At 45.1% G+C, this 24,220-nt stretch carries 23 protein-coding genes; 8 read left to right on the forward strand and 15 right to left on the reverse strand.

Features of this window, described 5'->3' with window-relative positions; genetic code table 11:
• Positions 1 to 159: 159 nt before the first annotated feature.
• The 4 genes from GJV22_RS02075 to GJV22_RS02090 all read left to right on the forward strand — a co-directional run bounded on the left by GJV22_RS02075 (position 160) and on the right by GJV22_RS02090 (position 5,127).
• A complete protein-coding gene (locus tag GJV22_RS02075; RefSeq protein ID WP_163707980.1) occupies positions 160 to 888 on the forward strand; it encodes an energy transducer TonB in 729 nt (242 codons plus the stop codon).
• Positions 889 to 1,210: 322 nt separating this feature from the next.
• Positions 1,211 to 2,764: an L-piperidine-6-carboxylate dehydrogenase gene (gene amaB / locus GJV22_RS02080; RefSeq protein WP_205461722.1), complete on the forward strand. Its 1,554-nt coding sequence runs from the start codon at positions 1,211 to 1,213 to the stop codon at positions 2,762 to 2,764.
• Positions 2,765 to 2,786: 22 nt separating this feature from the next.
• Positions 2,787 to 4,130, forward strand: a complete 1,344-nt coding sequence (locus tag GJV22_RS02085; RefSeq protein WP_163707982.1) for a saccharopine dehydrogenase family protein — start codon at positions 2,787 to 2,789, stop codon at positions 4,128 to 4,130.
• A gap of 73 nt (positions 4,131 to 4,203) precedes the next feature.
• Entirely contained in the window at positions 4,204 to 5,127 is a 924-nt protein-coding gene (locus tag GJV22_RS02090; protein ID WP_163707985.1) for a DUF1338 domain-containing protein, read from the forward strand.
• A 72-nt stretch (positions 5,128 to 5,199) separates the two neighbouring features.
• Here the strand turns inward: GJV22_RS02090 and GJV22_RS02095 are convergent, their stop codons facing one another.
• Positions 5,200 to 6,483 carry an MFS transporter gene (locus GJV22_RS02095; protein WP_163707988.1) on the reverse strand — a complete coding sequence of 428 codons (1,284 nt, stop codon included), beginning with the start codon at positions 6,481 to 6,483 and terminating at the stop codon, positions 5,200 to 5,202.
• Positions 6,484 to 6,741: 258 nt separating this feature from the next.
• On the opposite strand from GJV22_RS02095, the gene GJV22_RS02100 reads away from it, so the two are divergent.
• The 3 genes from GJV22_RS02100 (at position 6,742) to GJV22_RS02110 (ending at position 10,244) form a co-directional block, all read left to right on the forward strand.
• Positions 6,742 to 8,295: an SDR family NAD(P)-dependent oxidoreductase gene (locus GJV22_RS02100; RefSeq protein ID WP_163707991.1), complete on the forward strand. Its 1,554-nt coding sequence runs from the start codon at positions 6,742 to 6,744 to the stop codon at positions 8,293 to 8,295.
• A gap of 44 nt (positions 8,296 to 8,339) precedes the next feature.
• A complete protein-coding gene (locus GJV22_RS02105; RefSeq protein ID WP_238480265.1) occupies positions 8,340 to 8,996 on the forward strand; it encodes a trimeric intracellular cation channel family protein in 657 nt (218 codons plus the stop codon).
• A 666-nt stretch (positions 8,997 to 9,662) separates the two neighbouring features.
• The gene (locus tag GJV22_RS02110; protein WP_163707993.1) at positions 9,663 to 10,244 is read left to right on the forward strand and encodes an outer membrane beta-barrel protein; all 582 of its coding nucleotides are present in this window, start codon (positions 9,663 to 9,665) and stop codon (positions 10,242 to 10,244) included.
• 17 nt (positions 10,245 to 10,261) lie between these two features.
• Here GJV22_RS02110 and GJV22_RS02115 read toward each other — a convergent pair whose 3' ends face one another.
• The 10 genes from GJV22_RS02115 to GJV22_RS02160 form a co-directional block, all read right to left on the reverse strand.
• Positions 10,262 to 10,747, reverse strand: a complete 486-nt coding sequence (locus tag GJV22_RS02115; RefSeq protein ID WP_163707996.1) for a hypothetical protein — start codon at positions 10,745 to 10,747, stop codon at positions 10,262 to 10,264.
• An 84-nt stretch (positions 10,748 to 10,831) separates the two neighbouring features.
• Positions 10,832 to 11,950 carry an ABC transporter permease gene (locus tag GJV22_RS02120; RefSeq protein WP_163707999.1) on the reverse strand — a complete coding sequence of 373 codons (1,119 nt, stop codon included), beginning with the start codon at positions 11,948 to 11,950 and terminating at the stop codon, positions 10,832 to 10,834.
• Positions 11,951 to 11,996: 46 nt separating this feature from the next.
• A complete protein-coding gene (locus GJV22_RS02125; protein ID WP_163708001.1) occupies positions 11,997 to 12,356 on the reverse strand; it encodes a four helix bundle protein in 360 nt (119 codons plus the stop codon).
• Positions 12,357 to 12,412: 56 nt separating this feature from the next.
• Complete coding sequence (locus GJV22_RS02130; protein WP_163708004.1) at positions 12,413 to 13,519, reverse strand: ABC transporter permease; 1,107 nt, start codon at positions 13,517 to 13,519, stop codon at positions 12,413 to 12,415.
• 103 nt (positions 13,520 to 13,622) lie between these two features.
• A complete protein-coding gene (locus tag GJV22_RS02135) occupies positions 13,623 to 14,429 on the reverse strand; it encodes an ABC transporter ATP-binding protein (protein ID WP_163708007.1) in 807 nt (268 codons plus the stop codon).
• 2 nt (positions 14,430 to 14,431) lie between these two features.
• A complete protein-coding gene (locus GJV22_RS02140; RefSeq protein WP_163708010.1) occupies positions 14,432 to 14,803 on the reverse strand; it encodes a four helix bundle protein in 372 nt (123 codons plus the stop codon).
• A 12-nt stretch (positions 14,804 to 14,815) separates the two neighbouring features.
• Positions 14,816 to 15,769, reverse strand: coding sequence for an ABC transporter ATP-binding protein (locus tag GJV22_RS02145; protein ID WP_163708012.1), 954 nt, complete (start codon positions 15,767 to 15,769; stop codon positions 14,816 to 14,818).
• 36 nt (positions 15,770 to 15,805) lie between these two features.
• Positions 15,806 to 16,687 carry an HlyD family secretion protein gene (locus GJV22_RS02150; protein ID WP_163708014.1) on the reverse strand — a complete coding sequence of 294 codons (882 nt, stop codon included), beginning with the start codon at positions 16,685 to 16,687 and terminating at the stop codon, positions 15,806 to 15,808.
• Positions 16,688 to 16,701: 14 nt separating this feature from the next.
• Entirely contained in the window at positions 16,702 to 17,964 is a 1,263-nt protein-coding gene (locus tag GJV22_RS02155; RefSeq protein ID WP_163708018.1) for a TolC family protein, read from the reverse strand.
• A 9-nt stretch (positions 17,965 to 17,973) separates the two neighbouring features.
• Entirely contained in the window at positions 17,974 to 18,585 is a 612-nt protein-coding gene (locus tag GJV22_RS02160) for a TetR/AcrR family transcriptional regulator (RefSeq protein ID WP_163708020.1), read from the reverse strand.
• A 217-nt stretch (positions 18,586 to 18,802) separates the two neighbouring features.
• Between GJV22_RS02160 and GJV22_RS02165 the strand changes: the two genes are divergently transcribed.
• On the forward strand, positions 18,803 to 19,591 hold the full coding sequence (locus GJV22_RS02165) for a 3-keto-disaccharide hydrolase (RefSeq protein WP_163708023.1): 789 nt from the start codon (positions 18,803 to 18,805) through the stop codon (positions 19,589 to 19,591).
• Between the two features lie 50 nt (positions 19,592 to 19,641).
• Here GJV22_RS02165 and GJV22_RS02170 read toward each other — a convergent pair whose 3' ends face one another.
• The 4 genes from GJV22_RS02170 to GJV22_RS02185 form a co-directional block, all read right to left on the reverse strand.
• On the reverse strand, positions 19,642 to 21,048 hold the full coding sequence (locus GJV22_RS02170) for a flotillin family protein (protein WP_163708026.1): 1,407 nt from the start codon (positions 21,046 to 21,048) through the stop codon (positions 19,642 to 19,644).
• Between the two features lie 108 nt (positions 21,049 to 21,156).
• Positions 21,157 to 21,744, reverse strand: a complete 588-nt coding sequence (locus GJV22_RS02175; RefSeq protein ID WP_163708027.1) for a hypothetical protein — start codon at positions 21,742 to 21,744, stop codon at positions 21,157 to 21,159.
• Between the two features lie 60 nt (positions 21,745 to 21,804).
• The gene (locus GJV22_RS02180; protein ID WP_163708030.1) at positions 21,805 to 22,749 is read right to left on the reverse strand and encodes a DMT family transporter; all 945 of its coding nucleotides are present in this window, start codon (positions 22,747 to 22,749) and stop codon (positions 21,805 to 21,807) included.
• Between the two features lie 125 nt (positions 22,750 to 22,874).
• Positions 22,875 to 24,220 (reverse strand): T9SS type A sorting domain-containing protein (locus tag GJV22_RS02185; RefSeq protein WP_163708033.1); only part of this gene is annotated, 1,346 nt, incomplete at its 5' end.

Consider the following 24,220-nt stretch of genomic DNA (forward strand, 5'->3'; position numbering starts at 1 on the left):
CCAATCCGCGAATAATTTAAATCATCTGGCTCAATTTTAAGCTATTCAGAACATAGCTGCTAAGTTCCGGACACGAAGCCCGATTAACTTTGTACCTGTAACTTTTTAATGAAAATAATAGGAAACACCCCCTGATTATTAACTTAAATTCTCACTGCCATGAAAAAGTTTATTCTTTTGAGCTTTACGCTTTTAATCACAATGGGTTTGTGGGCCCAAGTCCATACAAACATTGATGAGGTGAAAGTGAAACCGCCCAAATTTGCGGGAGTACAAGTAACCACTATTCAAGACGAGCAGTCAATTGCGGACTATATTGCAGCAAATATGCAATATCCTGAAGAAGATCTCAAACATAACATCGAAGGGACAGAAGTTATCGTGTTTACGGTAGGTGAAGATGGAACGCTTAGCAATTTTGAAGTCGTCAATAGTGTTTCTAAACAAATGGACAATGAAATTATCCGGGTCTTGAAAACAACAACTGGAATGTGGTATGCAGGTACCAACAACGACAACACAGTTGAGATGGATAAGGAAATAGCAATTGCCTGTAAAATAGCTAATTCAGAAATCCCCAACAAGCAAACCGACTTTAAGGTTTTAGCTACTGATTACTTTAAAAGAGGAGCGAAACTACTCTACGTAAAACATCATCCCAAAAGAGCTTTAAACAAGTTCGACGAAGGAATCCGTTACTTACCATACGATGCCAACTTACTGGTTATGCGCGGTTATGCCAAATTTACCTTGGGCGATAGAGATGGTGCTATCGAAGACTGGAGAATTGTAAAAGAAAAAACAGACATTGACAATTTGGAAGAGCTGACAAGCACTTACCAGGATCTGGATGGCTATGCCGAATTAATGGAGGTACTTGATCGATAATTCGCCAAGCACCTAATTTTCTAAAAAAGTGATGCTCAAAATACAATTGCTTACACGTTATCGGTAGTCGCTATTTCGATTAACCGGGAAAGAACTTAAAAAAAGCTGAATCTGCACACAGTAATCCTTATCCGCAAAGAGAGATTATTGTGTGCATTTTTTTGTCCAATATTTTCATCTCAACAACGGACTTATTACCACGCCTCGAAACAAAACAAATATCCTTCGTTTCCGCATAAAAAAATAGTAACTTATGACTCACTACTTAGATGGACGAAAAAAAAAATCATCCACTATTTTTTCATTTAAAAATCCTGAAATTATGAATGCAGCGGATCAATTTGGTATGCATGACGACTTACAAAAACTGGGTATAAAGGCTATAAACGAAGGTATTTGCAGCGGTACCAAGTGGCAAACCGGACATGGTGATTTAATCAATTCATATTCTCCGGCCGATGGCAAACTCATTGCACAAGTAACACAAGCGACACTCGAAGATTACCAACAAGTTGTTGAAAAAGCAAAATCGGCTTTTGTTGAATGGCGAAAGGTTCCGGCACCGGCGCGTGGTGAAATCGTTCGGCAAATCGGTCTTGAATTGCGAAAATATAAGGAGCCGCTGGGGAAACTTGTGTCCTACGAAATGGGCAAAATTTACCAGGAAGGGTTGGGAGAAGTACAGGAAATGATCGACATCTGCGACTTCGCCGTTGGTCAATCGCGGCAGCTTTACGGATTTACCATGCACTCCGAGCGTAAAGCACATCGCATGTACGACCAATACCACCCGCTGGGCATTGTCGGTGTCGTTTCAGCATTTAACTTCCCCGTTGCTGTTTGGGCATGGAATACAATGTTAGCCTTGGTTTGCGGCGATGTCGTCCTCTGGAAACCCTCTTCAAAAGTATTGTTGTGCGCAATAGCAGTCCATCAAATAATTGCTAAAGTGTTAAACGAAAATAAAGTACCTGAAGGAGTCGTCAATTTAGTGGCAACAAGCTCTAAATATTTAGGCGATGAGCTTTTCAGCGACCCCAACTTGCCTTTGGTTTCCTTTACCGGATCTACCAAAGTGGGCAAAAAAGCCGGAGGCTTAATCGGTGCGCGACTGGGAAAAGCAATCCTTGAACTGGGCGGGAACAATGCCATCATCGTTACCGAAAATGCAGACCTAGAAATGGCCATGCGAGCCATCGTTTTCGGTGCTGTGGGCACCTGTGGACAACGTTGTACGTCGACCCGGCGAATCATTGTTCACGAATCGGTGTATCAGCAAATGAAAGACAAGCTCATTGCGGGTTACCAAAGTATCACCATCGGCAATCCGCTCGACCCAAAAACATTGGTTGGCCCGCTAATTGATAAAGGCGCCGTTCAAACATATCTCGATGCCTTGGATAAAGTGACCGCACAAGGAGGAACGATCCTGTGCGGTGGATCGATCAAAGATGGTCCCGGATTTGAATCGGGTTGCTACGTTGTTCCGGCTATTGCCGAGGTGAAAAATCACTTCGCCATTGTTCAGGACGAAACCTTTGCTCCACTACTCTACCTCATCCGGTATAAGAGTCTCGACGAGGCTATTACGATTCACAATAATGTGCCCCAAGGATTGTCATCTGCGCTTTTCTCGACCAACCTACTCGAAACGGAAAAATTCCTATCGTGCGAAGGCTCCGATTGTGGGATTGCCAACATCAACATCGGAACATCGGGAGCTGAAATCGGGGGCGCATTCGGCGGAGAAAAAGACACAGGCGGTGGACGGGAATCCGGCTCTGATGCCTGGAAAGCCTATATGCGGCGCCAAACCAACACCATCAACTACAGCACGGAACTTCCGCTGGCACAAGGAATCGAGTTTAATGTTTAACTAGGGTAAGTAAGGAGAACGAATGAAACAAATTCTGATAATCGGGGCCGGGCGATCTTCGTCAAAGCTCATCAACTATTTGCATCAACATGCTGCGAAATACAGATGGGAAATTGTTGTTGGCGACCTCAACCCCGAAGCCGCAAAATCGCGCATTGGAAACAAGGTCAAATTAATCGCGTTCGATATTAATCAGGAAGAGGAAAGTAGTCAAGCAATCCGACAGGCCGAGTTGGTTATTTCGATGTTGCCGGCCAAATTTCACATTCTGGTGGCCAGGCATTGTATCCGGGAAAACAAAAATCTGCTGACCCCTTCATATGTGAAAGATGATATGAAATTACTGGAGCCTGAGATTAAGAAAAAGGGCTTGTTCTTTTTGAATGAAATGGGGCTAGACCCGGGAATTGACCACATGTCGGCCATGAAAGAGATTGATGCCATCAAAGCATCGGGGCTGGAATTATTGGGATTTGAATCGTTTACCGGTGGACTAATCGCTCCCGAATCGGACGACAATCCGTGGCATTACAAACTGACGTGGAACCCGCGAAATGTAGTCCTTGCCGGGCAGGAAGGAACGGTGAAATTCATTCAGGAAGGCAAGTACAAATACATTCCCTACAACCGGGTTTTCCGACGTACCGAACTAATCGAGATTGAAGGCTACGGCACTTTCGAAGGCTATGCCAACCGCGATTCACTAAAATACATTGATCGCTATAAACTACACGGAATCCCAACCATATACAGGGGAACACTTCGCCGTCCCGGTTTTTGCCGAGCCTGGAATGTCTTCGTTCAGCTCGGTATGACCGACGACAGTTACGAAATGAACGATTTAAAAAACATGACGCGACGCGATTTTACCAATTCGTTCCTGTATTATCATCCAACCGATTCGATCGATTTGAAGCTCTTTCACGACCAAAACATTCCGCAAGATTCGGATATTATCGGGAAATTGAAGTGGCTCGGAATTTTTGACAACACACCAATTGGACTGGAACGGGGAACCCCTGCCCAAGTATTGGAACACATCCTGAAAGACAAGTGGCAACTCTCGCCCACCGACAAGGATATGACTGTGATGTGGCATAAATTCACGTATCGTGATAAAACAACAAAGCACCTGCTTGAAAAACACCTGTCGCTGGTCGTCATAGGAGATGATCCGGTCAATACTGCCATGTCGAAAACAGTTGGTCTGCCTCTGGGAATTGCAGCAAAACTAATTTTGACCGGAAAAATCAAACGGTCAGGGCTATTCATTCCGACGCTTCCTGAAATATACGAGCCGGTATTGAAGGAGCTGGAGAATTACGGAATCAAATTCAAACAAACCATTGCTTCACCCGACAACTGACACTCAACTATTCATTAAAATTGAACGTAAACGATAAAACAGCAAAAAATTCAAACCTAAAAATTCAAAGGTCATGAAAATAAGTAGTAATGAAATTCTGAGCAGATTACTGGACAACCTTTGGGACACATATATCCAGCGGGTTTCCTATGCAAAAACCTATGCCGATTTGGTTCGAAGCAAAGGCGGCAAGGTCAGGAACGACCATATTGCATTCAGAACCTTCAACACAATTACCGGCAAGCAGCCGCACGGAATTGGAGCCATATGGCATATTTTAGATGCTTTTGGTTTTAAACCGATCTCGAATTATACGTTCACGGAAAAAAAATTACATGCCGTTCATTTTCAGCATGCGGATGAAAAGTTTCCTAAAATTTTTGTCAGCCAGCTCGAAGTTCCCGACTTACCGCAATGGGCACAAAACCTGATAAACGAGCAGGTTGTCAACACACCTTATCATCTCTCAGAAACCGCCGTATTGGATTTGCTGGAGCTAAACGAAAAAGACGAGTTAGAAGAAGCAGCTGTCAACAACCTGGTGCGGGAATTAACCAGCTACATGTCTCGTCCCTGGGGAATTCCGAAGCAGGAAAGCATTGAAAAGTTGAATGAAATCTCGCAATATGCAGCCTGGACATTAATTCATGGTAACTCGGTGAATCACTTCACTGCTTTCATTAATTACCAGGAAGTACCGGAATGGCCCGATCTGCAAACAACCTGTGAGGCGCTGGCAGCGGCAGGTGTGCCAATGAAGGCCAATATTGAAGGGCAAAAAGGAAGTAAATTGCAACAATCGTCGACACAGGCTGTCAGCGAAACGGTTGATGTTATTCTGCCCGACGGAAGCAAAGGGCAAATGCCATGGACCTACGCCTATTACGAATTAGCAGAACGCGGTTTTATTGAAGAAAACGGCAAACAAGTGTTGTTTTCCGGCTTTCTCGGAGAGCAAGCCACCCACTTATTCGAAATGACTAAAACGAATAAGTAGACAACGACTTTAAAACAAAAAAAGGGCTTCAACCACAACCGGCTGAAGCCCTTTTTCAATATAGTTGTCAACCTACTCGGTCTGTTCTTTAAAATCGCCCATCGTTTTGGTGAAAATATAAATGGCAACAATACCCAGCAACATGTGTACAGCCAACGTGTACATGATGTATTCCGGTTTGCCATACGTCTCAAACACGCCCATCATCCAGGTATAAGTTCCACTCAAAGTCGCTCCGATGAAGGTCGCCAGGAAATTGGTTCCCATGTAAAGTCCGGCCTTTTCTTTTGGGGCAATCCACATGATGTATTCCTGAATTCGGGGCGACGAGATCATTTCGCCAATCGAGAATAAAAACACGCCCAGGAACACCAGGTTATTGTTCATGGTTACCGAGAATGCCAGCGTTACAAAGGCAATCGCTGCGACAAACAAACCGAACAAAAACGAAGAAATGGCCGGTCGTCTTTCAAACAAACTGGATACTACCAACTGGAAAATAATGATGATGTACCCCGTTTGTGAAATCGCTTCAGCGTTAATTTTCCAAACACCGTTGTCGTTGGTCGAGATAAACTGCGTGACTGCAGTTCCCAATACTGCTCTCACAGATTCGTACAAGGCATTGGTATTCATATAATCGTTGATATAAACGGCCAACGTGTTGAAGAAAGCCCAAAATGGCAGCCAGAAGAAAATACCCAGCAAAAACAGGAACGACAGAAATTTCAGATCGGAAAGGGCTTCACCCATATCGCGAAACTTCTGCTTCAAGGTAACCCCTTCCAGATCACGTTTCGGCTCTTTATAGAAGAACACCGTAATCAGGAACATCACACTGATCGTTGCTGCAGCGGTATAAAAAACATAGTCCCACGACCAGCCGCGCAGCTTTCCCATGATGATTGGCCCAAAGGAGGCACCGATATTGACCATCTGGTAGAAAATACCGAAACCCAGCGTTTTATTCGTTGAGTCGGTAGTGGCCCGGACAGTCGACGAAATCAACGGTTTAAAAATACCTGCTGCAAAACCAATCGTGAGCATGGTCAGTGCAATACCATTGAACGACTTCGTTAAAATGAGAAGCAAAATAGCCGGCAAGTAGGCCATGTACGATACTAAAAGCATCTTTTTGAACCCGTAGCGGTCGGCAAAAGTACCCGAGAACAGGGGCATAAGGTACGACAGGGCAAGGAAAATACTTTGAATGATTCCGAGGTCGCCTTTCGAAAAACCCAGGTCGCCCAGGTAAATACCAAAACTCAGATAAATGCCGTAGTAGGCAAAACGTTCCAATACTTCAATACTATTGGCGACCCAAAACACCGCCGGGAATTTGGTTCTTTTACTCATGATTTATTTATTCAGGATTCATTAATTGCGTCAACGGCGGACAAGATAACGATTAAAAGGTCAACTAATCCGGACTTTTCGCAGCTTTTTTCTTCAATCCAAATCGAATTCAAACAAAAGGCTTGACCAACCCGAGCTGTCGCTCCCGTGGAGCGAACGGGTCAAAACAATTCAAATAATCCGCTCACAATTAATCTGAAAGCACAACAAGAAGTCAGAAACTAAATTAATTTTGCAGCCAATTCAGAACGGTATAAAATGGAGACAGAAAAGATTCAAAAGCGGGTGATCAATGCAGACGAAATCGAGCGTTGTATTTCGGTGTTGGAACATCTGCTTGAAAATGGTGATCAACTCATTCACTTAAGTGAGGAACAACGGATAAAGCTGATGAAAGCTGCCGGGCAAATTACCCGCCCGGACAGAGCTGAACGCAAAAAGCGCAACAAAGGCGTTAAAGCCAGCAAAAAGAAGGAGCTTTCGGAAATTAACCGCAAAGCCCGGGCAGCATCAAGCATTCGTACCGCCCGCCTGTCCAGTATTTTTGAGGCGCCCGAGCAAATCGCGTTGGGCGAAGCTCAGGCAAGCAACGGCAAACATATTCTCAGCTCCGAACACAACTGCTATGTCTGCAAGAAACGCTACACCGAAGTGCATCATTTTTACGATGCCATGTGTACCGAATGCGGCGATTTGAACTACCGGAAGCGGTTTCAACGCTGCGACATGACCGGACAGATTGCGCTGATTACCGGTTCGCGCCTCAAAATCGGCTACCATGCCACCCTGATGATGTTGCGCTCGGGTGCAACCGTTATCGCAACAACTCGTTTCCCTGCCGATTCTGCCATTCGCTTTGCCAAAGAAAAAGATTTTGCCGACTGGGGCGACCGCCTTCACATTTACGGCCTCGACCTGCGCCATATTCCGAGCGTTGAACTGTTTGCCACCTATATCGAGCAGAAGTACCAGCGACTGGACATTCTGATCAACAATGCGGCGCAAACGGTGCGTCGCCCAGCGAACTTTTATGCACACATGATGGCCCTCGAGAATCTTCCCCATCAGGAACATTCGGCCGACGTGCAGCAGTTGCTGTCGCATCACCAGCAATGTGTCAACGAAATTGAATATTTCAATCAAACCGAAGGCGAACACCAGAAAGCCTTGTCGGTGAACTGGAACAGCCAGACTCCCGGAATCGGCATCAAATCGTCGGCTCAGCTGTCGCAAATTCCCTATCGCATCGACAATTCGATTGATGCTGCCGAAGTTTTTCCGGAAGGGAAACTCGATGCTGACCTGCAACAGGTCGATCTGCGAAAAACCAACAGCTGGCGTCTCCGCATTGGCGAAGTTGCCCCGGTTGAGATGATGGAAGTGCAGCTGGTCAATTCCATTGCGCCATTTGTCTTGTGCAACCGACTTTCAACCTTAATGCGCAAAGATTATACGGGCAAAAAACACATTGTGAATGTGTCGGCCATGGAAGGCAAGTTCCACACCTTCCGCAAGGAAGACCGCCACCCGCACACCAACATGGCGAAGGCGGCCCTCAATATGCTCGTGCATACTTCGGCCAGCGATTTGGCCAAGGACGGTATTTTTATGAATGCCGTGGATACCGGCTGGGTAACCGACGAAGATCCGGCAGAGCTGTCGAAATACAAACAGGACGTGCACGACTTTCAGCCTCCGCTCGACATTGTTGACGGAGCGGCCCGTGTATGCGATCCGTTTATCGACGGCATCAACACCGGCAAACACTGGTGCGGCAGGTTCCTGAAAGATTATTTCCCGATTAGCTGGTAGCACGAAACACCAACTGACCGGATGACTTCGAGTTACCCGGTCAGTTGGCTACATACCTTCGAATTCGTTTCTTTTTATTTCTTTGTGTCATGGATTTACTGCTTCTTTTCGACTATATCGGCACCTTTGTGTTCGCCATTAGCGGAACGCTGACAGCTGCCAACAAGCGGCTCGACTTTTTCGGGGCGACCATGATTGGTTTTGTTACCGCGGTTGGCGGAGGATCGCTGCGCGACATGATGCTGGGCGACCTGCCGGTGAGCTGGATGCGCGACCTCAACTACTTTTGGCTGATTATTGCCGGCGTGCTGGTGACCATTGTCTTCGGGAAAGTGGTGATGAAGCTGAAAAAAACACTCTTCCTTTTCGATACCATCGGGATTGCCGTTTTCACCATTTTAGGATTGAAAAAAGCACTGCTCATGGGCATCAACATCCCCATGGCCGTGATGATGGGACTGGCCTCGGCAGTGGTTGGCGGCGTTATTCGCGACACGCTGTGCAACGAGTTGCCGCTGATTTTCCACCGCGAAGTGTACGCCACGGCCTGCATTGTTGGTGCGCTCGTCTATCTACTTTTAAACTACCTGGGATTGAACGAACACATCTGCGAGCTGGCGACCGTTATCACCATTATCGCCATTCGGATTGTCGTAGTGCGTTTCGACATTGCCCTGCCAAAGGTTGAATTGAAAGAGTAGCCGAAATCCCTTCAACATGAGCGAACCACCTGCAACCGGCAACCAACCGGCAGTTGCCTGTTCAACGCCCCTTCAACCTGTACCCCGCAACAAGCGCCCTGTTAACTTCAAATGCGCCCTGTTAGCAGGGCAATGTTCCCTGTTAGGCCGGCACCGTTTCCTGTTACATCGGCAGGCTCCCTGTTGGTTCCGGAGCCTGTCCTGTTAAAAAATACTTCGCCCTATTAAGTCTGAAGTCCGCTCTGTTGGTTCCGAACTGCTCCCTGTTACTTTTTTTTCGGCCCTGTTGAACAGGGAGGTCCGGTTTGCTAACAGGATTAGCAAAACCATAACAGGAAGCACCGCTTTGCTAACAGGATTAGCAAAAAACCCAACAGGGCGGCTAACTTTTTAACAGGGAGCCTTCAACACGAACAGGGCGAAGTTTTGGGCTACAGGACGCCGGGAAAATCAACAGGGCGCGATTTGCGGGCAACAGAGAGGTTCACAGAGCACCTGATCCCCGTTTACACTCACCTCCATGCCCTATTCCCCCAAACCAAAGACTGTGTCCGGGAAAGAATGAAAAAACAATCAACTTCTTCATTTACCGGACGTATAAACCGAGAAATTGCATTTCACCCCTTTATCAAAATGCAACAATCATAAACTAAATCTAAACGTAGTATGAAAAAAGTGATTTGTTTTCTGTTCGCAGCCCTTATGGCCATCCAGGTTATGAGTCAGGACAACGAGCGAAAAGGTTATTTGGGAACCATGCTTGGCCCATCCTTCCCTTACGATGGTTATTCCTCCAGTGGCAATTTCTACGATGGTTATGCCCAAACCGGGATCAACATCAACCTGTTGACTTTCGGATACAAAATCTGGCACAACATTGGTATTACTGCTTCGTGGTCGGGAATTGCGAATCCAATCGACCATTCTGGTTCGGACGGCACCTCTGCTGTCGGGAACCTGATGGTTGGACCGATGTATGCATTCCAGCTGAGTGAAAAATTCGAGCTCGACCTGCGTGCCATGGTGGGTTACACTTACATGCGTCGCAAGTTGAACTCCTATGATAAGGGGTCTGCGAGTGACCTAAGTTGGGCCGTCGGGGCAATGCTACACTACAATTTAGGAAAGAAATGGCAACTCCTGTTGAACCTGGAAAACTACCAAACTCAACCGGACATTCAATTCGACAAAGATCCAAGAGTACGATTGATTAACCTGTCATTTGGTGTTGCCTATCGCCTGAAATAGGCAATACCAAATATTCATCAACGAGAAGGTGCAACCAACACTTCTTCGAAATCGAGGTGATGCATAATTTCCCGAACAATGAGCAGGTAAGCGGCAAAGCCCAAATCATCGGGAATGACATCCTGACTGGCCGGCAAGCCTTTTACAATGGCTGCAAAACGCTCGAAAACATTTTCGAGCTCAATTTGCGGAACAACCGTTTCACCGGCTTCTGTCGTCGTTGTGTTAAAGGCCAAACCGGCAATCAATTTCAGTTGGGGATCGGCAGACTGCAAAACAAATTCGTCGCGAAACAAGTCTTCCACCCCCGCCAACACCTCTTCTGTTAGGTTGATGGCTTGATCGACTTCACCATAAGTAGGCGGGAAACTCGTGTAAGCGAAATCGGCCAGTTGTTTCCAGCCAATAGCCAATGTTGTTCGTATAGCTGCTTTATTCTGTTTCCGAATAATGTTGGTCGTTGTTTCTCCAATATTTAGGTACAGGGGCGTGTGCTGTTTCATGGTCTGATGTTTTCAGGCAAATATCTCCACAATTCTTTCGCGAGAGGTAATACTTTCAGGAAAATAGGTTGTCGATTTTGGAAATCAGTTTGTCTTCCGGTATCGCCAGATTGCCAGGCTCAAAAATGAAACCCCGATGATGGTCAGCGAAACGAATTCTTCAATCAGATCGGCAAAACCGGAACCTTTCAGGCAAACCATGCGCATAATGCGAATGAAATAATAGATTGGGTTCAGGCGGTCGAGTTGCTGTGCCCAATGCGGCATACTTTCAACCGGAGTGAAGATCCCTCCCATCAACACAAAGACCATCATAAAAAAGAAAGTGATGAACATGACCTGCTGCTGGGTTTCGGTAACCGTTGAAATAAACAGCCCCAAACCGAGTACGCCAACCAGGTAGAGCGCGCCGAAACCAAACAGAAGCACCAGGCTTCCTTCGATGGGTAAATTGAAAACGACCCGGGCGATAATCAATCCGAAAGCCAGATCGAGCAACGCAATGACCAGGAAAGGCAGCAGCTTCCCAACAATGAACTGCCACTTTTTAATCGGCGTCACATTCAACTGTTCGATGGTTCCCATTTCCTTTTCGCGCACCAGGTTCATGCCCGACAGGAACATGCCAATAATGGTTACCAGGATCGACAGGATCCCCGGCGCCATGTACCATTTGTAGTCCAGCTCGGGGTTGAACCAATAGCTATCGTGCGTATCGACCCGCATCGGCGGATTGAACTCGGGCAAGCTTTTCCATTTCATAACAATATGCTTGTTGTAGGCTGAAATGATTCCGCGCGTGTATTGGAAAACCAGCGTCGCTTTGTTGCCGTCGATGGCATTCACAAGAAGCTGCACATCGGCGGCGTCGTCGCGCACCAGCGAGCGTTCAAAGTCGGGCGGTATGACGAGCACAAAATCCGACTCTTCCTTTTTTAGCTGGTCCATGCCATCTTCCAGGTCGAAAGACGAATCGTGAATCCGGAAGAATGGCGATGCTTCAAAATGGTTGATCAACCCGCGGCTGGCATCCGACAAATCCTGGTCGACCACATAAAGATCGACGTTTTTCAGGTCATAGGTCGCTGCAAAAACCAGCACCAGCATCTGCATCAACGGCAACATCACAATCATCCGCAACATGGTTTTGTTCCGCAAAACCTGGATGAATTCTTTTTGGAGAATGTATTTTATTGTTCGCATATAGAGCTACAAGTTTTTAGCTGTAAGCTACAAGTCATAAAGAGACTTATTCTTTAATTTTCAAACTTCGTAAAAGGCCGGAAATCATTTTTTGTTTTTCCTGAACTTTATCGACCAAATCACCAAATTTATCATTCGAAAGAAACTCCAATTTATTGGCAATGATGAGTTGCGTTTCCAACTCAAATGCAGAACCAAGCGAGATATCCAGGAATCGACTAAAGTCCTTATCCGAATTCCGTCCGGAACCTTCTGCAATATTTGATGGTACCGAAACTGCCGCTCGTCTCATTTGGCTCGTCAATCCATAGATTTCTTCCTTTGGAAAGTCCTGAGAAGAATGATAAACGTCGACAACCACATCTATTCCGTGTTGCCAAACTTTTAGCTTTTTAAAATCTTTCATTATTTCGGTTTTTAGGTTTCAAATTTCGTGAAGCTTAAAGCTAACTACTTGCGGCTTCAGTCCAATCTCGTTTTGAACTTCTTCACTGCAACGGTCACAAACACGGCTGACATAAAAACCAACACCAGTGTTTCTTTCCAGACGTAGGCCAAACCGACTCCTTTCAGCATGATGTTGCGAAGAATGACGATAAACCAACGCGGCGGAATGATGTTGGACACGATCTGCAGCGGAAGCGGCATATTCTCGATGGAAAAGATGAAACCCGACAACAGGATGGTTGGCAACATCAGGGCGATAACCGAGATAAACATAGCGACCATCTGCGTTTTGGCCAGCGACGATATCATGATTCCCAGGCAAAGGGCCATCATAATAAACAGCACACTTTCGCCCATCAGCAACACCCAGCTGCCTTTGATCGGCACACCGAAAATAAAATGCCCGATTCCTAAAATGACAAGTGCATTGATGATTGACAAGCCCAAATAGGGCATCACCTTCCCAAGGATGATCTGCGCCGGACGCAGGGGCGAAACCAACAGAATTTCCATGGTGCCCAATTCCTTTTCGCGGGTGATGGAGATGGACGTCATCATGGCCGAAATCAGCATCAGGATCATCGCCATAATCCCAGGTACAAACATGTACACCGATTTCAGGCCTTCGTTATACACCATGCGCACCTCCGGCTCAATTTGCATTGGCAAATGCAGGTCGACCATCTGTTTGAAAATATAATCATTGATGATTCCGCTGGTGTACGAGGCCAGCAACTTCCCCAGGTTTGGGTCGGAGGCGTCGGCAATGATCTGCACATCGGCCTTTCCCTCACGTTTTAGCTTACGGCTGAAATCACGTCCGAACACCAGTACCTCCTTCACGCGGCCTTTCTTGAAGATTGCTTCAATATCGTTGGTAGTCTCCAGGTTCTGGTCAAGCAAAAAGTAGCCCGACGACAACAACTTGGACGTGATCTCCTGTGTCATCTCATCTTTCGACTGGTCGTAAATAGCGATGCGTGCATCTTTGATCTCGTTGGTGATGACCGTACCAAACAGCATGAGCTGGATAATCGGTATTCCAAACAAGATGATCATTGTCCGCCTGTCGCGAAAAATGTGAAAGAATTCCTTTTTGACAAAACCCCGGAAACGGTTCATAGTTGCGTTATTCTGTTTTTAGTTCATTTTGTACTGTCCTGCTTCAAGCAATAAGTCTCAGTATTCAGTAAAGCTCTCTGCAAACTGCGACTGCGACTGAAAACTATTCTGTTCGTTGCGCGGATCTTGCCAACTGCAAAAACACGCCGTTCATATCTTCCGACTTGAATTGCTCTTTCAGGGCATCTGGCGTATCCAGTGCTGCAATCCGGCCATCCACCATAATGGAAACCCGGTCGCAATACTCAGCTTCATCCATGTAGTGCGTCGTCACAAAGATGGTTTTCCCCTCGGCGGCGGCTTCATAAATAAAATCCCAAAACTGACGACGGGTAATCGGGTCGACACCACCAGTCGGTTCATCCAAAAACACGATCTGCGGATCGTGCAACAAGGCGATGGAAAAAGCCAGCTTCTGCTTCCAGCCCAACGGCAACGAAGCAATCAGTTTATTGCGCTCCGGCTCCAGTCCCAGCTTTTTGAGCATCCGATCTTCCTTTTCTTTCCGTTGCTGACGCGACAACCCGTAGATTCCGGCATAAAACCGAACATTCTCGGCAATGGTCATATCTTCATAAAGCGAAAACTTTTGGCTCATATAGCCAATGTTGCGCTTAATCAATTCGGTCTGCTTGTAAACGTCGTAACCGCCGACCATGAGCTCACCCGATGTGGGGCTACTCAAGCCACAGAGGATACGCATGGCTGTTGTCTTCCCGGCTCCGTTAGCCCCCAGAAATCCAAAGATCTCACCTTTGTACACATCAAAAGTCAGGTGGTCGTTGGCCACGAAGTTCCCGAACTTTTTGACGAGATTCTTCACTGTGATTATTGGAATGCGTTTAGCTGACAAGTGACCAGTCGCAGTCTCAGTGTTCAGTTCGCTGTTATCGTAATTTGGTTGTTTCATCACTAATATTCTTTACATCCAAATTTTTCGGGATGCTGAATCATATAATTCACTAGTTTTCCAATTTCAACAGTCTGCTCATAAAGCACAGCATGCTCTTGAGGCTCTAAATAGTCGCAGGATAAAGCGAAATCCAGCCAAACAGCCGTTTCTCTATTTTCCGCGTCCGAATCAGTCATCTTACTGATGAAGTTTTTTATATAAATTCGCTTTCGATAGGCTTCAGCAATATTGGCACAAACTGACCGCGATGACCGCCGGACCTGGTCGGTTAGCGAGTATGTTTCTTCTTTCGGAAATCGCTTTGAAAGCTGGAAAATATCCATCGATAAACTGAAAGCTTTTTGATAAGCCAATAATCCCTTGAAATCCATGTTTGACAACTTTTATACTTGTTTGACTTCGTTCGACTGTGACTGTGACTGAGTACTGCGACTATCACTCGCCATCAACGCCATAAAAACATCCTCAATCCCGGCCTTGATAAAAGAAGATTGGACATGTTGATGGTTTCGTTTTTCGAGATGTGCTTTAACTTCGTCCGGTTGAAGGCGATCGTTCGACGGAGTGACATGCACAAACCTCCCGAACGCATAAGCCGTTTTCACTTGATCCCACTGACGTAAATCCTGAATCAGTCGGTGCATATCATCGGAACGGGCAGCCAAAAGGGGCCGGTCGTAATTATCGACGATTTGCTGCGGAGAATCAATGCTAAGCATCTCCCCTTTTTGCATCAGGGCAACACGGTCGCACAACCCCGCTTCATCCATATAAGGTGTTGAAACCAAAATCGTGATATCCTGCTGCTGAAGTTTCTTCAACATCTCCCAGAACTCTTTTCGAGAAACAGCATCTACCCCGGTAGTTGGTTCATCCAAAACCAGAATTTCCGGTTTATGGATCAGTGCGCAGGACAACGCGAGCTTTTGCTTCATCCCGCCTGACAGTTTACCTGCCAACCGCTTTTTGAAGGGTTCAATCTGCACATAAATGTCCCGAATGAGTTCGTAATTTTCCTCAATCGTTGTTCCGAACACAGTTGCAAAAAACGAAAGGTTCTCTTCGACAGTCAGATCCTGATAAAGCGAGAATCGCCCAGGCATGTACCCCACCAACCGGCGAATTTTTTTGTATTCCTTCACCACATCCAAACCTGCCATCTCGGCCCTCCCGCCATTCGGCAACAGCAAGGTCATCAGAATGCGCATCAGGCTGGTCTTCCCGGCACCATCCGGGCCAATCAGCCCGAAAAGCTCTCCCTTCTCCACTGAAAACGAAATGGCCTTCAGCGCCTGAACGTCGGCGTAAGACTTTGATATGTTTTCGACTTTAATCATTGTTCTAAAATAGTGTTCAGTGTTCAGTCACAGTGATCACTCAAAGTTCACTTCTCCCGGCATGCCGATTTTCAGGCGACCATCGTTCTTTACTTTCACCTTGACCGCATAAACCATCTTCACCCGCTCTTCTTTGGTCTGTATAATTTTAGGCGTGAATTCTGCTTCCGAAGAAATCCAATTGACAACTCCGGACAAGTGCTGGTTCGTCTTTTTATCCTGATCAATCAGCACATCAACCTTTTGCCCCAGCTTAACCGATGGCAACTGGGCACCGCTAACGTACACCCGAAGGTCGAGCTCTGACAGGTCGGCCAGTTTGACCAAGGCTTTGGAAGGAGCAGCCAACTCGCCCAACTCGGTATATTTTTCGAGGATCGTGCCATTCACCGGACTGGTAATGACCGATTTGTCCAATTGGTTTTTGGCCGACGCAATTTGGGCTTGCAACACAGCGAGTTCACTATCGATTGAAACAAATTGAGTTTGCTGGCTTTGAATTTGTTGTTCCAGTACTAAAGCCTGACCATCCACATCATCCAGTTGCTGTTGTGTTGCGGCTTTGCCGGCAAACAGCTTATGAATTCGCTCCTGGGTCACCTTCACATTCTTTAGCTGTTGTCTGGACACTTCGATCTGTGAACGAAGATTGACTTTTTTCGTCTCAACCGCTTTTACCTGAGCCTGCAGTTGCTGAACCTGAAGGCTAACAGTGCTGCTGTCGATAATTGCCAGCACATCGCCCTGTTTCACCTGGCGACCTTCTTCACCTTCGAAACGCAGCAATTTCCCGGCAATCTCCGACGAGATGATTGTTTCATCAGCCTCGAAATTGCCATAAGCATCCGAAGCATCCTCGCCACCCCGACACGAAAACAGGGCAGCAATAATTCCGAATAAGAGTAAGTATTTTTTCATGAGTTATTATTTTTCTATTGTCCGAGTAAATTCTGATAATTGACCTTGGCCGATTCCAGCTGTACTTTGTGCGTTTCAAAAGTGATCCGGGCAGCCAGTTCTGCATTCAAGTCCTGTAAATAATCTGCTGTTGTAATTGCTCCGTTTTCAAGCTTTGAGGCTGAACTTTGCGTAATGCGTTCCTGCAGTCCGATCAGCTCCCAGTCACTTTTTAGTATTTCGTTTAACTGCGTTATTTTTCGGGCTTGTCCGTCCAATGCAATCGTAATATTTCGCTCAAATTGCGCTTGTTGCGTTTGCACCACTTCTTGTTGCAGCTGCATCACTTCTTTCGTGCGTTTGGTTTGTTTCCAATCGATAATCGTCCAGTTCATACCGACTCCGACCATATAAAAGGTGTCAAAATTATCATTCAACATATTTAACGCCGGGCGTCCGTAACCAGCCTGTCCAAAACCGAACAATTTCGGATTACGCGCCTTTTGCGTCAGATCCGATGAGGCCGCCAGCAAGTCTGACTGCTGCTGAAAAAAGTCCATTTCCGGCCGCTTAATTTCAGTCCCGGCCATAATCTCGTTTGTTTGAATCTCCAGTTTTTCGAGGTCCGTAGTTTCTTTGCCGGTCAAAATGGCCAAAGCTGCCAATGTTGTTTCGCGCTGCGACTGCAACTCCAGTTGTTGTTGATTTACTTTGATCATCTCTGCTGCAACCTGATCTAAATCGGACTGTAAGATTGCGCCATTCGCCAGCGCTCCATCCATTTGCTTTTTACGTGCAGCCAGTGTCTCCTCCTTTTTGTCCAACAAATTCAAGTTTTGCTGAATTAAAAAAGATGAAAAAAACAAGTTGTTCACCTGGTCTTTGACTTGATACAAACTGACTTCAACGCTCTGCAAACTAGTCTGCGTTTGCGCTTGCTCCATCTCGTTGCGAGCTTTAGTCACACCTCCATCCCAAATGTTTTGCTTTACATCCAGGTAAGCTTTGTATTGGTCTTTCGAAACTGTCGGAATGTCCACTCCAGGCATCGAAATCCCGATGTGGGTGACATCAGACTGGTAACTAGCCTGAGCATTCACATCCAGCCGGGGCAACCAGGCAGCTTGAATATTATCCAACTTGAGCTCACTCATTTGTCGATACAACTCCTTTTGTTTCATCAGTGGATGTACCTCGCGGGCCCACTGCTGACAGTCGGCTAAACTTACCGGCTGTTGAGCAAACAGCTGTTGAGCAAACAGCAAAATCAACGATAAAAGGACAAATCTGATCTTCATAAATTCTGATTATTCGGGTTGAATGGCTTTCAGTACAAACTTTTTGACTTCTACTTTCCGCTCGGATAGAAATTGTTTCAATGCTTTATCATCTCCATGGAAAGCAACATGGTTAATCATTGGCCGGGCAGCAAAAGGAAAAACACACAAGCCAATTACATTGACAACCAAATGCTCCGGCCTCGTCTTTACAATTACTCCGTCATCCATTGCTTTTTGAAGCATATTGAAAATCGGGGCAATCGCAAATCCTCTCTTCTCAATGAACTTAAAAAACGGCGTCGCATCGCGATTCATTTCTTTAATGATAAAAGCGGGTAAAAACGGATACTTGAGTAACAAGTCAACGTAAGTGTCAATCACCATTTCGATTTTCTCCAATACGGGCAGATCTGATTGCAAAATTTGACCGATTTGTGGAAAGGAAATTCCAACCAGCTTGGTGAAAATCGCATCGAAAAGCTTTTCCTTGCTCCGGAAATAATAATGAAGCAACGCTTTATTGATACCTGCCCGGTCGGCAATTTCCTGCATGCGGGCTCCATCCATCCCCTTTTGTACGAAGACATCGGTCGCGGCATCAATAATCTTTTCCTCGGTATTATCTCTTTTAACTTCCATTTCCTTCTTGGTTTAACTATTTGGTTAAATCATTTGGCAAACATAGTAGATTCCAAAATACAAGTCAATAGTTTTAACCAATAATTTTAACCATCTGGTTAATTTATTCGAATTTTAATTTGTTGACTGTATTCCAGAATACAACTTAATGACACAATATCTACATGGATTTAAATCTTATTTTATTAATTTTCAGTCGCTAACCAATAACACAATCATGAAAACTCGCAACAAAATCGGATTCTCTTTACTCCTAATCGGATTCTTTATCTTAACCGCTTTTAAAGGCGACGATAAACAAGGCAAATGGATCCAATTGTTTAACGGCAAAGATCTGGATAACTGGACAGTAAAGATTAAAGGATTTGAAGCCGGAGAAGACTTCAAAAATACGTTTCGAGTCGAAGACGGGCTACTGAAAGTCAGTTACGATCAATACGATCGTTTTGACAACTACTTTGGGCATCTCTTTTATAACAAGCCTTTTGCCAATTACCGATTGAGAGTCGAGTATCGTTTTTTTGGTCAACACATGGCCGACGCGCCTGAATGGACATACCTGAACAACGGTGTCATGATTTTTGGACAAAGCCCGGAGAGCATGGAAATAGATCAGAATTTCCCGACATCGATTGAAGTACAACTATTGGGAAGCGATGGCACTTATAATCCGAGTAACCTGAATGTTTGCACGCCGGGAACCAATATCGTTTTGTCGGGTGAATTAACTCGTGAGCATTGTATTAGTTCAGGGTCGAAAACATGCCCTCAGGGTGAATGGATTGTAGCAGAGATTGAAGTCCGGAGCGACACAATCAAGCATTTCCTGAACGGAGAATTGGTTTTGCAATATAGTCAGCCACAATTGGATGAACAGGACGAGACCTATGCCAAACTTTTACCGCCCAACGGTGATAAAATTCTGCATGGCGGAACCATTTCAATTCAATCGGAAGGGCACCCAATTGAGTTCAGGAAAATTGACCTGCAGGTACTCGAAGATTAAAAACGAAAAAGGATAGCCAAAGCTACCCTTTCTATTGTATTCGTTGAACGTTATTCATTCACTTCCGGTTCGTCTCCAACCAATTCTGCAGACTCCGGTTTCGTTTTTCCTTTTAGATAATCCGGCAACTCCAAACCTGCCGCTTTGAAGACATCATCGAGCGGCGGAATAGAACCCAACATGCCCTGCATGAAATTGGCTGTCGATGTTTTACCGTCCTTCCCATTACCTGTTTCCCAAACAGTAACTTTGTCAATTTTAATATTCTTGATGGCTTCGACCTGTGTTTTAACCAGTTCAGGCAATTTGTCGGCAATCATCATCATCACCGCGTCTTTCGAATTGTTGCCGGCAGCTTTCACCAACATTTCAAAACCTTCAGCTTGCTTGCTCAGAATTTCGAAAATACCTCTGGCCTGAGCATCCATTTTCAGATAAATCGCATCCGCTTCCCCTTTGGCTTCGCGGCGGGTTTGTTCAGCAATTGCTTCTGCCGCAATTTCAACTTTTTGTTTATCGATTTCGGCATGTACCACAACGTTTGCAATCTGGGTAGCTTTGTCGCGTTCGGCACGGGCAACCTCGGCTTCTTTCTCTGCAGCGTAGGCTTCTTCCAAGGCTTTCGCCTCTGTAACTTTTTCGGCAGCGACAGCTTTCCGGCGGGCTTCAGCTTCTTTTTCCCGACGATCGGCATCCGAATTGGCAATGGTTACTTTCGCAATATTTTCACCTTCAACAGCAACAGCATCAGCTTTGGCGACTTGCACGCGCTGTTCCTGATGTGCTTCAGCTTGACCAATTTCCCCGTCACGGTTTTTCTCAGCAACACTTTTCTTAGCGTCGTTGATGGCTTTCGCAGCAGCTTCCTTCCCTAAAGCATCAATATACCCCGACTCATCATTAATATCAGTCACGTTTACGTTGATTAGCTTTAAGCCGATTTTTTTCAGTTCTGCTTCGACATTCGACGAAACAGCGGCCAAAAACTTGTCCCGATTACTATTGATTTCTTCAATATCCATGGTAGCCACGACCAAACGCAACTGACCGAAAATGATATCTTTTGCTAAATTACTAATCGACTCCTGAGACAAACCGAGCAAACGTTCAGCAGCATTATTCATAATACTGGGCTCAGTAGATACCCCAACCGTAAAACGCGAAGGAACATCAACACGAATATTCTGCTTACTCAATGCACTTTTCAAATTAATCTCAATTGAAATTGGCGTTAAATCCAGAAATTCATAGGCATGAATAATTGGCCATATAAAAGCGGCTCCCCCATGAATACACTTGGCAGAACGGGATTCACTGTTAATGCCTTTTCCAACCTTTCCGTAAACAACAAGAATTCGATCGGACGGACAACGCTTGTAGCGTTTGACCATTGCAGTGATAATGATAAAGATGAACAGGACAGCAATGCTGACCATAATTACAAAATAATTGTCCATTGTAGTTGATTTTTGTTTTTATGGGTTTCTAGAAGAATAAACTATTTGATTTTAAACCTGAGTTGGAAGGATACAACTCAGGACGCGTGAATACATTGATTGTCAATCTCAATTTTTGGTGACCAGAAGAATTTGTTGGTCGATTATTGATACCACGGAAATAATTGCTCCTGTACTAATCGGGAACTCATCGTCAGTCATGGCATCCAATGTTTCAAGACTTCCTTGTATTGTAATTTGAACTTTTCCGAATCCTGAGCGCGAAGCTGGAATGGTCAGGTAAACGCCTCCTATTTTGCCAACCGCATTGTTAAGATTGAGCGTACCGCTTTCTGTCAGTTTTGACATAAAATAGAAAATTGCAGCCATTGCCACCATCATCAGAAAACCGCATACAAAAGACAAAGAAATCACCAACAGGTAAGACCAACCAAGATCAATAAAGCCGAGTCCCGACCACCCAAACATGGTAAAGAATCCGATAATATTTTTTAAAGACAAAAATTGAAATGGAATACTATCTCCGTCAGCGAGAATCGTATCCATATCTGTATCGACGTCGACTCCGACCTCCGATCCAACAATAGTGGTAATCAAAATAAATATAAAAACCAGGGTTGACGGAATTGCTATTGCCCAATATATCTGTTGAAGCAAACTTAGTTCTTGCCAATTTGGTAAGATCGATAAAATCATATCAGAAGTTCTTAATTTTACTTCTGTTAAAAATAGATTTTTTTATCTACTAAATCAATGTTAAATAGCATTTGTTTGAATTTTTTTACGAACAGAAACTGAATTTCTTCTATTTGAATAATTCATGACCAGCAAAGAAGAAGCAATAACGACCATTCCAGCGATCGATGCAATTTCAGGAGTTTCCTCAGGAATAATGAGCCAACTAAGAATCGCACCGGAAACAGGAACCAGAAATTTCCAGGTATTCAACTCTGAGACCTTCACTCCCGGACGGCTAAGCAGGGTAAACCAAATGGCAAAAGCTGCAGCCGATAAAAAACTCAACCAAGCTAAAGACACAAAATACGCCGTTGAAACAGCCTTCAACCCGTACCCCTCAATTGGTATTGAAATGGCCACCAAAGCCAAACCTCCAAAAAACAAGGAAGATGAACTTAATACAATCGGAGAAAGATTCGCCGGTTTGCGCGCCGCTAAAACATTGGTAAAGCCGGAAATGAGATTATTCGTCAACAAAAGCAAAACACCAAAAACACTGAGTTGCGGACCGGAACTAATGTCAGATCCACTCAAACTTATAATGGCAACCCCAACTACTCCTAACAAAAGACTGACACTTTTTAGACCATCCATTTTGTCGTTGTGCGAATAAAAATGGGAAACAGTGGAAATAAACAAAGGGGATGAACCAATAATCATGGCCGATATCGCCGCCGGCAATAAATTAATACCGGAGTAGAAAAGCATGTAAATAACAACTGTTTGCAATAAGCCCATCTGCCCAATAAACCTCCAATGCCGACAGAGCTGATCCAGGTACTCTCTCCGATTATTGAAATACAAAAACAGCATCAGTCCGGAAATCGTAAACCGAACGCCGGCGAACTGAAACGGTGTGTGATAATTCAATCCGATTTTAACACCTACGAAGGCTGAGGACCAAAGCAGACAAGCAACAATGGCCAAGAAAATGGTATTCGAAAAGAGGGACTTCTGATTCATTTTGCAAAGGTGAACTATTTTTCCGAGGATAAAAAAACTCCCGTCAAGGATGCTCCCAACAGAAAAAATATGGGGACAAAAAAAAGGGTGCCAACTGACACCCTTCTAATTCGAACTCAAATCCGCTACTTGTTCTTTACAAGTTTACCGGTTATTATCTGTTTATTATTCAAAAACTTATACATATAGTGACCTGCCGGAAGAGTTGATCCATCAAATCTCACAATTTGTGAAACTCCCTTCTGTACTTTTCCAGTAAAGGCAACGTCAATCAACGAACCATTCAAGTCGAAAATCTGAATAATGGCATCTCCATCCTGATTCGGTGTAAACTCGAAACGAAGTTCACTTCCAAATGGATTTGGATACGTTTTGATTTTCAATGTAGACTTCCCTTGACCGTTCGGAATAACAGAGATATCAATCGCTTCTTCCGTATTGTAAGAGACTGATTCCGCTTCCTTCGTGCAATCAATCCCCAACTCCATGGGGTCGTAATCGGTCGCATATATTGGTCCTTCAGACTGACCACAACTACAGATCACCTCGCACGTCACAGCATGTGCAATAACATAGAATGCTCCCTGTATGTCTGTAAACTCAGCAGTAAGGCCATTAACGTGATCTAACGCTCCTCCATTAAAGGTGAATTGTCCCGGAGCAACTGTAGGTTTTCCATTTTTCATCGTTGGATACGGATCGCAACCAACATAAATATGGGCTTCACTCATCGCATATCCTTCATTAATCATGTACTCAACAGTTACCTTACCGCTCCAGTAGCTAACAACAACGTTACCAACAAGTGCGCCTTTGCTAATATCGCATTGTCCGGCACCTGCATAAATCGGCAACGTATAATCACCTTCTTCCGTTATCTGATTCGTCCATCCCCAACGGTTGAAATTATAATCGCCGATAAAACAATGTGCATCGTCATTATCGAGCTTAGCAAAAGCTGTCTCGCAGTTTCCATACTTAATAGTCTCCCTGGTTACATAGATTGTTTTTTCAGCTGTATTGCCACAATCATCAGTTACAGTGAACGAGTATGAATAAACTATCTCACAGACTGTTTCACTAAATGGTACGCCAACCGCTGTCAACTCACCAGCTCCAGAACAATTATCTGTCCAACTAACTGTCATATCGTAAGGAAGTTCTTCTTCACATACGGCGTAGTCTTCGCTCTGAATTACAGGGGCCTCGGTATCGACTTTCCACATCACGGTGACCTCTACCGGAACGGCTTCATTCAGGCATTCGTCTACGGCTGTGAATGTACGGGTCTGGCTCATCATACATCCGTCGGAACTAACGTCTCCGTCACTGTAATCTGCGCTCAGTCCGGTATCACAATTATCCGATACGCTCGCGCCGCCCAATGCTGCTTCGATCTCTTCGGCTGTTGGGTTACAACCAATGTCGCCTCCCTGGCTCGCTGCTGTTATCACAGGGGCCTCGGTATCGA

Origin of the sequence: Mangrovibacterium lignilyticum (assembly GCF_010882175.1) — a bacterium.
Taxonomy (GTDB): domain Bacteria; phylum Bacteroidota; class Bacteroidia; order Bacteroidales; family Prolixibacteraceae; genus Mangrovibacterium; species Mangrovibacterium lignilyticum.